The organism is Micromonospora sp. DT43, assembly GCF_049841645.1.
Lineage (GTDB): Bacteria > Actinomycetota > Actinomycetes > Mycobacteriales > Micromonosporaceae > Micromonospora.
The window spans coordinates 547,450-559,890 of sequence record NZ_JBNCKR010000001.1 but is presented as its reverse complement, the minus strand read 5'-3'; the positions used below and the strand labels follow the sequence as shown (position 1 = coordinate 559,890).

General features: G+C 72.2%; 9 protein-coding genes and 1 pseudogene. 5 read left to right on the top strand and 5 right to left on the bottom strand.

Going from position 1 to position 12,441, the window contains the following annotated elements; all coding sequences use genetic code 11:
- Positions 1 to 13: 13 nt before the first annotated feature.
- The 4 genes and pseudogenes from ACLQ26_RS02605 to mraZ form a co-directional block, all read right to left on the bottom strand.
- Positions 14 to 2,239 carry a penicillin-binding transpeptidase domain-containing protein gene (locus ACLQ26_RS02605; protein ID WP_393296347.1) on the bottom strand — a complete coding sequence of 742 codons (2,226 nt, stop codon included), beginning with the start codon at positions 2,237 to 2,239 and terminating at the stop codon, positions 14 to 16.
- A gap of 3 nt (positions 2,240 to 2,242) precedes the next feature.
- Positions 2,243 to 2,848 (bottom strand): hypothetical protein, encoded by a 606-nt coding sequence (locus ACLQ26_RS02600; RefSeq protein WP_363683010.1) that lies wholly within the window; start codon positions 2,846 to 2,848, stop codon positions 2,243 to 2,245.
- Between the two features lie 62 nt (positions 2,849 to 2,910).
- A pseudogene (gene rsmH / locus ACLQ26_RS02595) lies at positions 2,911 to 3,948 on the bottom strand (16S rRNA (cytosine(1402)-N(4))-methyltransferase RsmH); the annotation flags it as partial.
- A 206-nt stretch (positions 3,949 to 4,154) separates the two neighbouring features.
- The gene (mraZ, locus tag ACLQ26_RS02590) at positions 4,155 to 4,586 is read right to left on the bottom strand and encodes a division/cell wall cluster transcriptional repressor MraZ (RefSeq protein ID WP_363683012.1); all 432 of its coding nucleotides are present in this window, start codon (positions 4,584 to 4,586) and stop codon (positions 4,155 to 4,157) included.
- A gap of 356 nt (positions 4,587 to 4,942) precedes the next feature.
- On the opposite strand from mraZ, the gene ACLQ26_RS02585 reads away from it, so the two are divergent.
- From ACLQ26_RS02585 to ACLQ26_RS02570, 4 genes are read left to right on the top strand one after another with little or no spacing between them, the layout of a single operon-like run.
- Complete coding sequence (locus ACLQ26_RS02585) at positions 4,943 to 6,190, top strand: MurT ligase domain-containing protein (RefSeq protein WP_363683607.1); 1,248 nt, start codon at positions 4,943 to 4,945, stop codon at positions 6,188 to 6,190.
- The gene (locus ACLQ26_RS02580) at positions 6,180 to 6,899 is read left to right on the top strand and encodes a type 1 glutamine amidotransferase (protein ID WP_007463036.1); all 720 of its coding nucleotides are present in this window, start codon (positions 6,180 to 6,182) and stop codon (positions 6,897 to 6,899) included. Before ACLQ26_RS02585 ends, ACLQ26_RS02580 begins: the two co-directional genes overlap by 11 nt.
- On the top strand, positions 6,896 to 7,579 hold the full coding sequence (locus ACLQ26_RS02575) for a TVP38/TMEM64 family protein (RefSeq protein ID WP_425742919.1): 684 nt from the start codon (positions 6,896 to 6,898) through the stop codon (positions 7,577 to 7,579). The genes ACLQ26_RS02580 and ACLQ26_RS02575 overlap by 4 nt, the downstream gene beginning before the upstream one ends.
- 2 nt (positions 7,580 to 7,581) lie before the next feature.
- Complete coding sequence (locus tag ACLQ26_RS02570; protein WP_425742918.1) at positions 7,582 to 8,070, top strand: hypothetical protein; 489 nt, start codon at positions 7,582 to 7,584, stop codon at positions 8,068 to 8,070.
- Between the two features lie 74 nt (positions 8,071 to 8,144).
- On the opposite strand, the gene leuS is transcribed toward ACLQ26_RS02570, so the two are convergent.
- Positions 8,145 to 10,985 carry a leucine--tRNA ligase gene (gene leuS / locus ACLQ26_RS02565; RefSeq protein WP_425742917.1) on the bottom strand — a complete coding sequence of 947 codons (2,841 nt, stop codon included), beginning with the start codon at positions 10,983 to 10,985 and terminating at the stop codon, positions 8,145 to 8,147.
- 402 nt (positions 10,986 to 11,387) lie between these two features.
- On the opposite strand from leuS, the gene ACLQ26_RS02560 reads away from it, so the two are divergent.
- Positions 11,388 to 12,440 carry an AAA family ATPase gene (locus ACLQ26_RS02560; protein WP_425742916.1) on the top strand — a complete coding sequence of 351 codons (1,053 nt, stop codon included), beginning with the start codon at positions 11,388 to 11,390 and terminating at the stop codon, positions 12,438 to 12,440.
- Position 12,441: the final 1 nt, after the last annotated feature.

Below are 12,441 nucleotides of genomic sequence, written 5' to 3'. Positions count from 1 at the left end.
GCGCCCGCGCTGCTCAGCGCGGATAGACCACGAACTTGGGTGCGGAACCACTCGCGGACGGCGGCACGCGGTAGTGACGCAGCGTGAACTGCATCATGTCGCGGAACGCCGGGTTGGCGATCGCCGCGCCCCCACCACCTGGCGCGTACACGAAGACAGCGATCACGTACCGGGGCTTCTCGGCGGGGGCCATGCCGATGAAGGAGGACACCTCGCCCGGCTGCCTCTTGCCGTCGACCCGACGCCAGCCGGTGCCGGTCTTGCCGGCCACCCGGTAGCCGGGCACCGCCGCCAGGGTGCCGGTGGCGCCCTCGACAGTGGTGACCGCCTCCAGCATGGTGCGCAGGGCCGCCGCGTTCTGCGGGCTGAGCACCGAGCGGGTGACAGGCGCCGGCCCGGGGGTCCGCTTGCCGTCCGGGCCGATCGTCTCCTTCACGAGGTGCGGCTGCACGTACGTGCCGTCGTTGGCGATGGTGGCGTACGCGGCGGCCATCTGCAACGGGGTGGCGTCGACGCTGTGCCCGATCGGCACCGACCCGCGCGACGACTCGCTCCACTCGTCGGCCGGCAGCAGCCGCCCGCTGGCCTCGCCGGGCAGACCCTCGCCGGTGGGCTTGCCCAGCCCGAAGCGCTTCTGGTAGTCGATCAGCCGGTCCCGGCCGAGCCGGTCGCCGACGGTGATGGCGCCGACGTTCGACGAGTAGGCAAGCATCCCTGGCACGCTCATCTTCCGGCCGTTTGCCGGGTGGGTGTCGGGGAACCAGGTGTCGCCCTTCTTGATGGCGTTGGCGATGGGGAAGGTGGTGCCCGGCGTGATCACCCCCTCCTGCAGCGCCGCGGCGTAGGTGATGGCCTTGTGCACCGAGCCCGGCTCGATCACGAAGCTGGTCGCGGCGTCCTCCCGGGCGACCGGGTCGCTGTCTCCCGGCTTCGCGGCGTTGTAGGTGGGATCGCTGGCCTGCGCCCGCACCTCGCCGGTGGCCACGTCGATGATCACGGCGGCGGCTGTCGCGCCCCGCTGCCCCGCCATCCCCGCGCTGAGGATCTGCTGGGTGCGGAACTGCAGGTCACGGTCGATGGTGAGGGTGAGCGAGCTGCCCGGCTTGGCCGGGGTCGTCTTGCTGTAGCCGCCCGGGATCGGCGCGGCGAGGTCACCGAGGCCTGCCTCGTACACCCGCTTGCCGTCCTGCCCGGCGAGCAGATCGTCGTAGCGGGCCTCCAACCCCTCCAGCCCGACCATGTCCTGGCTGGTGAAGCCGATGAGGTTGGCCGCCAGGTCGTCGCCGGGTACCTCCCGGCGCTCGTCGCGGTGCACCCAGATGCCGGGCAGGTCCAGAGCCTGCACCTGCTTGGCCGTCGGGATCTCCACCCCCCGGGCCAGGTACTCGAAACGGGACTGGACGCCGTTCTCCAGCTTGCGGGGCTTCATCAGCTCGATGAGCTTCGACGCCGGAATGCCCAGCAGCGGAGAGAGCGCCTTCGCGGTGGCGTCGGCGCCGATCCACCCGGGTTTGGTCCGGTCCTCGATCAGGGTCGGGTCGGCGAACACGTACCGCGCCTCAACGCTGTGGGCCAGCGGCTCGCCCCGGAAGTCGTAGATCGCGCCGCGCGGCGCGGGCAACTCGACAGTGCGGGTCCGGTCGGCGACGCCACCACCGGCGTACGCCGGGGTGTCGACCGCCTGCAGGAAGATCAACCGCACGCCGATGACGGCGAAGAGCGTCAGGGTGAGCACGGTGCCCAGGCGCAGCCGCAGCCGCGGGTCGGCGAGCTTGGGCGGGCGCGGCGGCTTGCGGGACGGTCGCCGGGCCGCCGGTCGGTCGGCGCGGCCGGGCGCGCGCGGCGTGGTGCGGCGGCGCGGCGGCGGCTCGTCGCCGGCCGGGCCGCGCGGGGTGCGCGGCGCGACGGTCCGCACGACGCCGCCCCGGCCGGCCGCCGGCGCGTCCCGCCGGCCCGATCGGGCGGCGGCCCGGCCGCCGTCGAGCACCTGCAACGCCGGCCGGAACGGGTCGCCGGACCGGGTGCTACGCGGGGTACGCCGCTGCTCGGCGGCCCCACCGCGCGCCGGTGTGCCCTCGCGGACGGTCCGACCCCTCGGGGTGTACGCCCGGGCGCCGGAGATGCCCCCGATGCCCTGCTCGCCGGCCCGCGACTCATCGTCGGCCGAACCGGCCGCACGCGAAGAGCCGCGCCGGGACCCCGTGGGATCCCGGCGCGGCTCGTCCGACCTCGGTGACACCGGTCAGCCTCCCGCGCCCTGGCTGGTGACCGACGGCTCGCCGGTCGCCGGCTTCGGCACGCCGATGGGCTTGCCGTCCGGCATCCGGATGTACGCCGGCTCACCGGCGTCGACCAGGCCCAGGCGACGCGCCTCGGCGGTCAGGTTGCCGGGCGCCTTGGCGTCGGCGATCTGCTTGTCGAGCTGCTGCTTCTCCAGGTCCAGTCGGGACTGCTGCTGCTGCAGCTTCTCCAGTCGGAAGGCGTTCTCGTTGATCTTGGTGTTGACCGCCAGGATGCCGAGCACCCCGCCGACGACAAGCACCACGATCAGCGCCGCGAACGGCGCACGCGGCACCGACACCGGCGGCGGCGGCGCCACCCGCAGCCGGGGCGAGCGAGCGGTCGCCGCCGCGCCGGCCTTCTCGGCCGGACGCAGCGCCGCGCTGCCCTGGGTCGGGAACTCGCGCGCCCCCCGGGCGCGAGCCTCCCCCTGCCGGTTGACTCGATCGATGCGTGGCGTACCGTTCCCCACGCGCGGGGCTCGCTCCGCCGCGGTCCGGCCCCCCGACCGCGGTGCGCGCTGCCCGCCGCCGGTGACGTCCCGGCGGTCGCGCTTGTCAATGTTCATGTCCCCTCCCCCTCAACATCCGTCCCTCTACCGGGCCGGCGCCCCTGATCCCCCACGGATCAGGCTGACCCCGTGCCCGGCTGGTGCATCCCCTTCACCCTGCGGCGGGACCGTTCGCGGTCGGTCCGCCCCTGCTCTGTCGCGTTCGGGTCGAGTCGTTCCGCTGCCCGCAGCCGCACCGAGGCGGCACGCGGGTTCGCGGCGACCTCCGCCTCCCCGGGTAGTTCCGCGCCCCGGCTGAGCAGCCGGAACGTCGGACCGGACCCGGGCAGCTCGACCGGGAGGTCGATCGGGCCCTTACTGCGGACCCGGTCCGCGAGCGCCACCTTGGTGAGCCGGTCCTCCAGCGAGTGGTAGGACAGGACCACCATGCGACCACCCACGGTCAAGGCGTCGAGCGCGGACGGCAGCGCCGTCTCCAGCGCTGCCAGCTCTCTGTTTACCTCGATCCGTAAAGCCTGAAACGTTCTCTTTGCCGGGTGTCCGCCCGTTCGTCGCGCTGGTGCCGGAATGGAGTCCCGGACCAGCTCCGCCAGCCGCGCGGACGAGGTGATCCGGGTGCGCTCCCGCTCCCGGATGATCGCCGAGGCGATCCGGCCGGCGAACTTCTCCTCGCCGTACACCCGCAGCACGCGGGCCAGATCCGGATGGGCGTACGTGTTGACCACCTCTTCGGCGGTCACCCCCCGCGTCTGGTCCATCCGCATGTCCAGCGGCGCGTCCTGGGCGTAGGCGAACCCGCGGTCGGGCGCGTCCAGTTGCAGCGACGAGACACCCAGGTCGAACAGGATCCCGTCGATGCCCGGATAGCCCAGCCGCTCCAGCACCTCGGGCAGCTCGTCGTAGACGGCGTGCTCCAGGTGCACCCGGTCGGCGAACCGCGCCAGCCGGACCCGCGCGTGGGCGAGCGCCTCGGTGTCCCGGTCGAGCCCGATCAGGACCGTCTCCGGGTGCGCCTCCAGCACCGCCTCCGCGTGCCCGGCCAGGCCGAGCGTCGCGTCGACGTGCACCGTCCGGCCGCCTCGACCCAGCGCGGGGGCCAGCAGCTCGAGACACCGCTCGAGCAGCACCGGCACATGCGTGCCGCGCAACTCCCCCATGTTGACCCCCACTGGTTGAAACGTCCGTTCTTCTCACGCGCCTGTCGTGGCGACGGCGCTGCCGTCGTACCGCCAGATCCCCATCCGCTCCCGCCTGACACCGGACCGTCGCCCGATGACTGGATCGTGCGCCTGGCACCGGGGAAGGGGTGCCAGGAACTCGAAAGCGGCTGGAGATCTCGCAGTACGTCGGGCGCCGTTCCGCCCTACAGACCGCCGGGCAGCACCCCCTCCTCGATGTCGGCGAAGTCGTCTTCGCTCTCGGCGAGGTAGGTCTCCCAGGCGACCCTGTCCCAGATCTCCACCCGCGTGCTCGCGCCGATGACCACCAGGTCACGGTCGAGCGCGGCGTACTGGCGAAGATGTGCCGGAATCGTCACGCGGCCCTGCTTGTCCGGCACCTCGTCGTGCGCGCTGGCGAAGAAGACCCGGCTGTAGGCCCGGGCCGCCTTGTGCGTCATCGGCTGCGCGCGCAGCTGCTCCGCGATCCGCTGGAACTCGGGTGTCGGAAAGACATAAAGGCAACGATCCTGCCCTTTGGTGACCACGACACCCCCCGCCAGCTCATCCCGGAACTTGGCCGGAAGGATCAACCGGCCTTTGTCGTCCAGGCGCGGAGTGTGGGTGCCGAGGAACATCCGGCCCTACCCCCTCGCCCTTGAGCGGCGTTCGCGGCGCCGCTGACCCCCCGGGCCGGTGAGCCCTCCCGGCCTCACCATTGGGCCCCACCTTACTCCACTTCCCTCCACCTGCAACCAGATTCGCCCGCGTGGCGCGTCCGATCCGAAGGCAAAACCGCACGTCACACGGGGTGGAGCGGAGTGGAGGGCGCCAGCGCCCGCCCGGCGTGGTCCGCTTTCCGACATAGATCGACTCCGTCCGGTGGAGCGCGATCCGCCTTCCCGCACGGATGCCACGGCCGAACGGTTCACCGTCGGCGGCGATCTGGTGAGGCGGGCGGTCCGGTAACCTCGCTCGCGTGACGGACGCGAAAATGCCCCTACGGGCCAAGGTGGCCAGCTCCGTGTCACGGACCGCCGCGGCGCTCTCCCGGGCCGCCGGCCGTGGCGACGGATCGGTGATCGGCGGGTGGATCGGGCTGAAGATCGACCCGGACCTGCTGGCGCACCTGTCGGCAGGACGCGCCATCGCGCTCGTCTCCGGCACCAACGGCAAGACCACCACCACCCGGTTGACCTCCGCCGCGGTCGGCGTGCTCGGCCGGGTCGCCACCAACTCCTTCGGCGCCAACATGCCCAGCGGGCACACTTCGGCGCTGGCCAAGGCCGGCAGCACCCCGTACGCGGTGCTGGAGGTCGACGAGCACTACCTCGCCCAGGTGCTGGAGGCGACCGAGCCGCACGTTGTCGCGCTGCTGAACCTCTCCCGCGACCAGCTGGACCGGGCCAAGGAGGTCGCCATGATGGCGCAGCTCTGGCGCGCGGCGCTGGTCCGGCACACAAACGTACGGGTGGTGGCCAACGCCGACGACCCGCTCGTGGTGTGGGCCGCCACCCCGCCGGGTGACCCGGCCCGGGGCATCAACCCGCCGCACGTGACCTGGTTCAGCGCCGGCCAGCGCTGGCACGACGACTCCTGGGTCTGCCCGGAGTGCGGCTCCACCATCCAGCGTTCCGGCGAACAGTGGTGGTGCACCGGCTGCGCGCTGCGCCGACCCGAGCCGCACTGGGTCGTCGAGGACGAGGGCGTGCTCGACCCCACCGGCGCCTGGCACAAGGTCTCCCTCCAACTACCCGGCAAGGTCAACCTCGGCAACGCGGCGACCGCGCTGGCGGTGGCCGCCGAGTTCGGCGTACGCCCGGTCGACGCGGTGTCCCGCCTCGGCATCGTCACGTCGGTGGCCGGCCGGTACGCGCAGGTCGACAAGGACGGGCGCAACATCCGGCTGCTGCTGGCCAAGAACCCGGCCAGTTGGCTGGAGGCCTTCGACATGGCCGACGAGGCGCCGACACTGCTCTCCATCAACGCGCGCGACCCCGACGGTCTGGACACCTCCTGGCTCTACGACGTCGACTTCGCCCCGCTCCGTGGCCGGCAGGTGTTGATCACCGGCGACCGGGCATACGACCTGGCGGTTCGACTGGACGTCAACGACGTCCCGTTCCAGCACGTCCGCACGTTCGACGACGCGCTCCGGTCGGTCCCGCCCGGACGGCTGGAGGTCATCGCGAACTACACCGCGTTCCAGGACATCCGAGCGGAGTTGGACCGTGTCATCTGAGAGTCTGCGCATCGTCTGGATCTACCCCGACCTGCTGTCCACCTACGGCGACCGGGGCAACGCCCTGATCCTCGCCCGCCGGGCCCGCCAGCGGGGCATGCCTGTCGAGGTGCTGGAGGTCCGCTCCGACCAGCGGCTGCCCGCGACCGCCGACATCTACCTGGTCGGCGGCGGCGAGGACGGCCCACAGGCGTTGGGCGCCCAGCGGCTGATCGCCGACGGCGGCCTGCACCGGGCGGTCGCCCAGGGGTCGGTGGTGTTCGGCGTCTGCGCCGGTTACCAACTGCTCGGCACCTCCTTCTTCGCCAAGGGTGTGCAGTGTCGCGGGCTGGAGCTGCTCGACCTGCGCTCCGACCGGGGCGAGAGCCGGGCCGTCGGCGAGCTGGCCGGCGAGATCGACCCCCGGCTGGGCCTGCCCCCGCTCACCGGCTTCGAGAACCACGGCGGTCGCACGCACCTCGGTCCGGAGGTCGCACCGCTCGCCCGGGTGACCACCGGGATCGGCAACGACGGCGCCACCGAGGGCGCGTGGCGCGGCAAGCTGCTGGGCACGTATTCGCACGGCCCGGCGCTGGCCCGCAACCCGGCCCTGGCCGACCTGCTGCTGCGCTGGGCCACCGGGGCACACCAGCTCCCCCCGCTGGACGACACCTGGTCGGACCGGCTGCGCAACGAGCGCCGCTCCGCAGTGGCCCCCGCCCGGGCATGATCCGAGCCGTCCGGCGGCTGCTCCGGCAGCCGTCGGCCGCCCGGTTCGCCCTGCTCGTCCTGCTGATCGGCGTCTGCGGGCTGCTGCTGCTCCTGGTGCCCCGGCCGGATCCGGCGCAGCTACCGCTGCTGGCCGACCGGCTGGGTGACTTCGCCCCGGTGGCGGCGATCCTCGGGGGCGCGCTGCTGCTGGTGGCGCTGGTCCCCCGTACCTTCATCACGCTCGCCGCGGGCGCGATCTTCGGCCCGCTGGAGGGTGCCGCGTACGCCCTGGGCGCCGCGCTGGTGGCGGCGGCGATCGGGTTCACTGTCGGCCGGCTGCTCGGCCGGGAGTTCGTCGCCGAGCGGGTCCGGGGCCGCCTGGCCCGCCTCGACGGCTGGTTCGCCCGACAGAGCGTGGTCGGCGTGATCACCGTCCGATTGCTGCCGATCGCCGGCTTCGGGCTGGTCAGCTACGGCTACGGCACGACCGGTGCGCGGGTTCTGCCGTTCCTGGCCGGCAGCGTGATCGCCTCCGCGCCGACCGCCTTCGGCTACGCGGCGATCGGCGCGGCCGCCAGCTCACCCGGCCACATCAACTGGTACGCCGCCGCCCCGGCCAGCCTCGGCCTGATCGCGAGCCTCGTGCTCGTCCACAAGTGGTGGCGCGGCGAACGACGCCGGCGCCGGATGCCGGTCTGACCGTGCCCCGGCCGACCGACGGCGTCGACGCCGAGGAGCCGCTCAGTGGCGGTTTCGTCGCCGACGTGGTCCGGATCGGCGACACGGTACGACGTACCCCGCCCGTCAACCTGGACTTCGTCGGTGCGCTGCTGCGCCACCTGGCCGAGGTGGGCGCGGACCTCGCGCCCCGCCACCTGGGCGTCGACGACCGCGGCCGGCAGGTGCTCAGCTACGTCGCGGGGCGGGTGCCGTGGCGGAACTCCGAGGATCGGAGGTTCTTCGCCGACCCGGCGCTGGCGGACCATCGACGCCGACGCCGACCGCGACGTGCCGGCCATGCGCCGGCTCCGCGACGCGGGCGCGGTCGACGGCGTACGCCGGTGGCACGACTGGCTGCGCGTCCACCGCGACGTCGTGGCGGCGGCGTTGAGCGCGTGACAGTCCTCGCCGGGGCGACAGGTCCGGCGAGCGCTATGACTCAGGGGCATACTTATTCCTCTGAGTCATAGCGCTCGTCGCGGCGTCCGCCTCCGACGAGGTCACGCTCCGTAGCGCCCGTCCGTGGTTGTGGCGCCCGCTCTGGTCAGGCGACCACCGAGACCAGCCGGCCCGGCACCACGATGACCTTGCGGGGTTCCTTGCCCGCCAGCACCGTGGCCACCGCGTCCAGCGCCGCCGCGCGGACGGTCTCCTCGGAGGCGTCGGCGGGGACCTCGACGCGGCCCCGGACCTTGCCGTTGACCTGCACCGGATAGGTCACCGTCTCGGCCACCAGCAGTGCCGGGTCGGCGGTCGGGAAGTCCGCGTACGTCAGCGAGGTGTCGTGGCCCAGCTTGCGCCACAGCTCCTCGGCGACGTGCGGGGCGAACGGCGCCACCATCAGCACCAGCGGCTCGGCCACCTCGCGGGGCGTGGCCGACAGTCGGGTCAGCCCGTTGGTCAGCTCGATCAGCTTGGCGATCGCGGTGTTGAACCGGATGTCGTCCATGTCGCCACGGACCCCGTCGATCACCTTGTGCAGCAGCCGGCGGGTCGCCTCGTCGGCCGGGGCCTCGATGATCCGCAGTGCCCCGGTCTGCTCGTCGACGATCGCCCGCCACACCCGCTGCAGGAACCGGTACGAGCCGACCACCGCCCGGGTCTCCCAGGGGCGGGACACCTCCAGCGGGCCCATCGACATCTCGTACACCCGGAAGGTGTCGGCGCCGTACGCGGCGCACATGTCGTCGGGGGTCACCACGTTCTTCAGCGACTTGCCCATCTTGCCGTACTCGCGGTTGACCGTCAGGTCGCCCAGGTAGTACGCGCCGTCGCGCTCGACGACCTCCTCGGCCTGCACGTAGCTGCCACGCGAGTCGGTGTACGCGTACGCCTGGATCATGCCCTGGTTGAACAGCTTGCGGAACGGCTCGAACGACGAGACGTGCCCCAGGTCGAACAGCACCTTGTGCCAGAACCGCGCGTACAGCAGGTGCAGCACGGCGTGCTCGGCGCCGCCGACGTACAGGTCGGTGCCCCCGCAGTCGCCCTCGCCGCGCGGGCCCATCCAGTACCGCTCGTTCTCGGCGTCGACGAACCGCTCGCTGTTCGTCGGGTCCAGGTAGCGCAGCTCGTACCAGCAGGAACCGGCCCACTGCGGCATCACGTTGGTCTCGCGGGTGTAGCGCTTCGGCCCGTCACCCAGGTCCAGCTCGACCTCGACCCAGTCCCGCCGTCGCGACAGCGGGGTCTCCGGGTTGGAGCCCGCGTCGTCCGGGTCGAACGTCTTCGGGGAGAAGTCGTCCACCTCGGGCAGCTCGACGGGCAGCATCTCCTCCGGCAGGGCGATGGCGGCACCGGTCTCGTCGTAGACGATCGGGAACGGCTCACCCCAGTAGCGCTGCCGGGAGAACAGCCAGTCGCGCAGCCGGTAGGTCACCGCGCCCGTGCCGTGCCCGTTCGCCTCCAGCCAGGCGATGATCGTCGCCTTGGCGTCGGCGATCCCCCGGCCGTTCAGGTCCAGGCCGCGCTCGGGCGCGGCGCTGTTGATCGCCGGGCCGTCCCCGGTGTACGCCTTGCCGTCGAAGCCCTCCGCCGGCTGCACGGTACGCACGATGGGCAGCTCGAAGACCTCGGCGAACGCCCAGTCCCGCTCGTCCTGCGCCGGCACCGCCATGATCGCGCCGGTGCCGTAGCCGGCCAGCACGTAGTCGGCGATGAAGATCGGGATCTGCCCACCGGTGACCGGGTTGGTGGCGTACGCGCCGATGAAGACGCCTGTCTTCTCCTTGCTGTCGGACTGCCGCTCGACGTCGGTCTTCGCGGCGGCGGCCTTGCGGTACGCCTCGACAGCCGCCCGAGGGCTGGCGTGCCCGCCGGTCCAGGCGTCCCTCGTGCTCTCCGGCCAGGCGGCAGGCACCAGCGCGTCGACCAGCTCGTGCTCGGGCGCCAGCACCATGTAGGTCGCCCCGAAGATGGTGTCCGGGCGGGTCGTGAACACCCGCACGGGGGCCAGGGCGGTCGGGAAGTCGATGTGCGCGCCCTGCGAGCGACCGATCCAGTTGCGCTGCATCAGCTTGATCGGCTCGGGCCAGTCCAGCGCGTCCAGGTCGTCCAGCAGCCGGTCACCGTAGGCGGTGATCCGCATCTTCCACTGCTTCAGGTTGCGCTTGAAGACCGGGAAGTTGCCCCGGTCGGAACGGCCGTCGGCGGTGACCTCCTCGTTGGCCAGCACGGTGCCCAGCCCCGGGCACCAGTTGACCGGGGCCTCCGACACGTACGCCAGCCGGTGGTCGTCGACGACCGCGCGGCGCTCGGCGACGCTCAGCTCGGCCCAGGCGCGGCCGTCCGGGGTGGACCGGTTACCGCCCTCGAACTCGGCGATCAGCTCGGCGATCGGCCGGGCCCTGCCGGCGTCGCGGTCGTACCAGGAGTTGAAGATCTGCAGGAAGATCCACTGCGTCCAGCGGTAGAAGTCGGTGTCGATGGTCGCCACCGAGCGGCGCTCGTCGTGCGCCAGCCCCAGCCGGCGCAGCTGCGTCTTGTACCGCTCGATGTTCGCGACAGTAGTGGTCCGGGGGTGGGTGCCCGTCTGCACCGCGTACTGCTCGGCGGGCAGGCCGAACGCGTCGAACCCCATCGCGTGCAGCACGTTGCGGCCGGCCATCCGCTGGTAGCGGGCGAAGCAGTCGGTGCCGATGTAGCCCAGCGGGTGACCGACGTGCAGGCCGGCGCCGGACGGGTAGGGGAACATGTCCAGCACGTACAGCTTCTCCGCCCCGGCTCGGGGGTGGCCCGGATCGGCCAGCGGACCCGTCGGGTTCGGTGCGTGGAAGGTGCCCTCGCGCGCCCAGGTGTCCTGCCAACGGGTCTCGATCTCGTCGGCCAGGGCCGCGGTGTACCGGAACGGGGGGATGTCGCCCGCCGGTGCGGCTGCCTCACTCATCGTCTCTCCTCGCTTCGCTTCGCTTCGTCTCGGCACCACCGGGCCGGACCGGCGGCGGGCACAAAAAAGCCCCTCGCGCAGGAGGGGCCGCCGTGCTGTCGCGCCTTCAGCGCATCAGCACGGCCCGGTAAGAAGCAGGAAGACTCCGGCCATGTCCGGCAGTGTACCGCGTCGCCGTGCGGGCCGTCGGAGACGTGGGGTGACAGAGGGTCGATCCCCCAACTCGGCGAATATCCGTCCGTAAGCGGCGGACTACCTGCGGGGGTCGGCGATAGCGACAAACATGGTTAGCCTGAGAGGCCAGTGAGAATCCTGCGGCATACGAGGCTCGACGTCGCGAACCCAACGGCGGGTCCAGGTGCTCTCAACAGAGCTGCCGTGACGGCGACGAGGAGGAGGCCCGTGACACAACAGACCTGGGACGAGGTGGGCGGCCGGTTGCCGCACGACGAGTTCCGCGCCGCCAGCGAGGCCATCGTGGCCAACATCGAGCAGGTCATCGAGGGCAAGACCGCCACCGTGCGGCTGGCCCTGGCCGTCCTGCTCGCCGAGGGCCACCTCCTCATCGAAGACGTTCCCGGCGTCGGCAAGACCAAGCTGGCCAAGGCCCTCGCACGGTCCATCGACTGCACGGTGCGCCGGATCCAGTTCACCCCCGACCTGCTGCCCAGCGATGTCACAGGCGTCAGCGTCTACAACCAGGAGACCCACGACTTCGAGTTCCGCCCCGGGGCGGTCTTCGCCAACCTGGTCGTCGGCGACGAGATCAACCGGGCCTCGCCGAAGACCCAGTCGGCGTTGCTGGAGTGCATGGAGGAACGGCAGGTCACCGTCGACGGCGTGACCTACCAGCTCCAGACCCCGTTCATGGTCATCGCCACCCAGAACCCGATCGAGATGGAGGGGACGTACCCGCTGCCCGAGGCGCAGCGCGACCGGTTCACCGCCCGGATCGCGATGGGTTACCCGGACGCCGGCGCCGAGCTGGCCATGCTGGACGGGCACGGCGGCACCGACCCGCTGAACGAGCTGCGCGCGGTCTCCGACGCGGACGTCGTCCGGCAGCTCATCGCCACCGTCCGGCAGGTGCACGTCGCGGACGCCGTCAAGCAGTACGCCATCGACCTGGTCACCGCCACCCGTGAGGCCCCCGACCTGCGGCTGGGCGCGTCCCCCCGGGCGACCCTGCAACTGCTGCGCACGGCGCGGGCGGTCGCCGCGCTGGAGGGCCGCGACTACGTCCTCCCCGACGACCTGCAGGCCCTGGCGGTGCCGGTGCTCGCGCACCGGATCATCCCGACGGCCGACGCGCAGCTCGCGCGACGCACCACCGACGCGATCGTCTCCGAGCTGGTGCACCGACTGCCGTTGCCGCACGACAGGCAACGCAACCCCTACGACACCCGGCCCGCCACCGGAAACGGTCGCGCGCCCTACGAGCCGCGGAGGCCGTGAC

Excerpts from the sequence above, each read along its gene's own strand:
- ACLQ26_RS02600 (WP_363683010.1), bottom strand. The coding sequence starts at position 2,848 with ATGAACATTGACAAGCGCGACCGCCGGGACGTCACCGGCGGCGGGCAG.
- mraZ (WP_363683012.1), bottom strand. The coding sequence starts at position 4,586 with ATGTTCCTCGGCACCCACACTCCGCGCCTGGACGACAAAGGCCGGTTG.
- ACLQ26_RS02585 (WP_363683607.1), top strand. The coding sequence starts at position 4,943 with ATGCCCCTACGGGCCAAGGTGGCCAGCTCCGTGTCACGGACCGCCGCG.
- ACLQ26_RS02575 (WP_425742919.1), top strand. The coding sequence starts at position 6,896 with ATGATCCGAGCCGTCCGGCGGCTGCTCCGGCAGCCGTCGGCCGCCCGG.
- leuS (WP_425742917.1), bottom strand. The coding sequence starts at position 10,985 with ATGAGTGAGGCAGCCGCACCGGCGGGCGACATCCCCCCGTTCCGGTAC.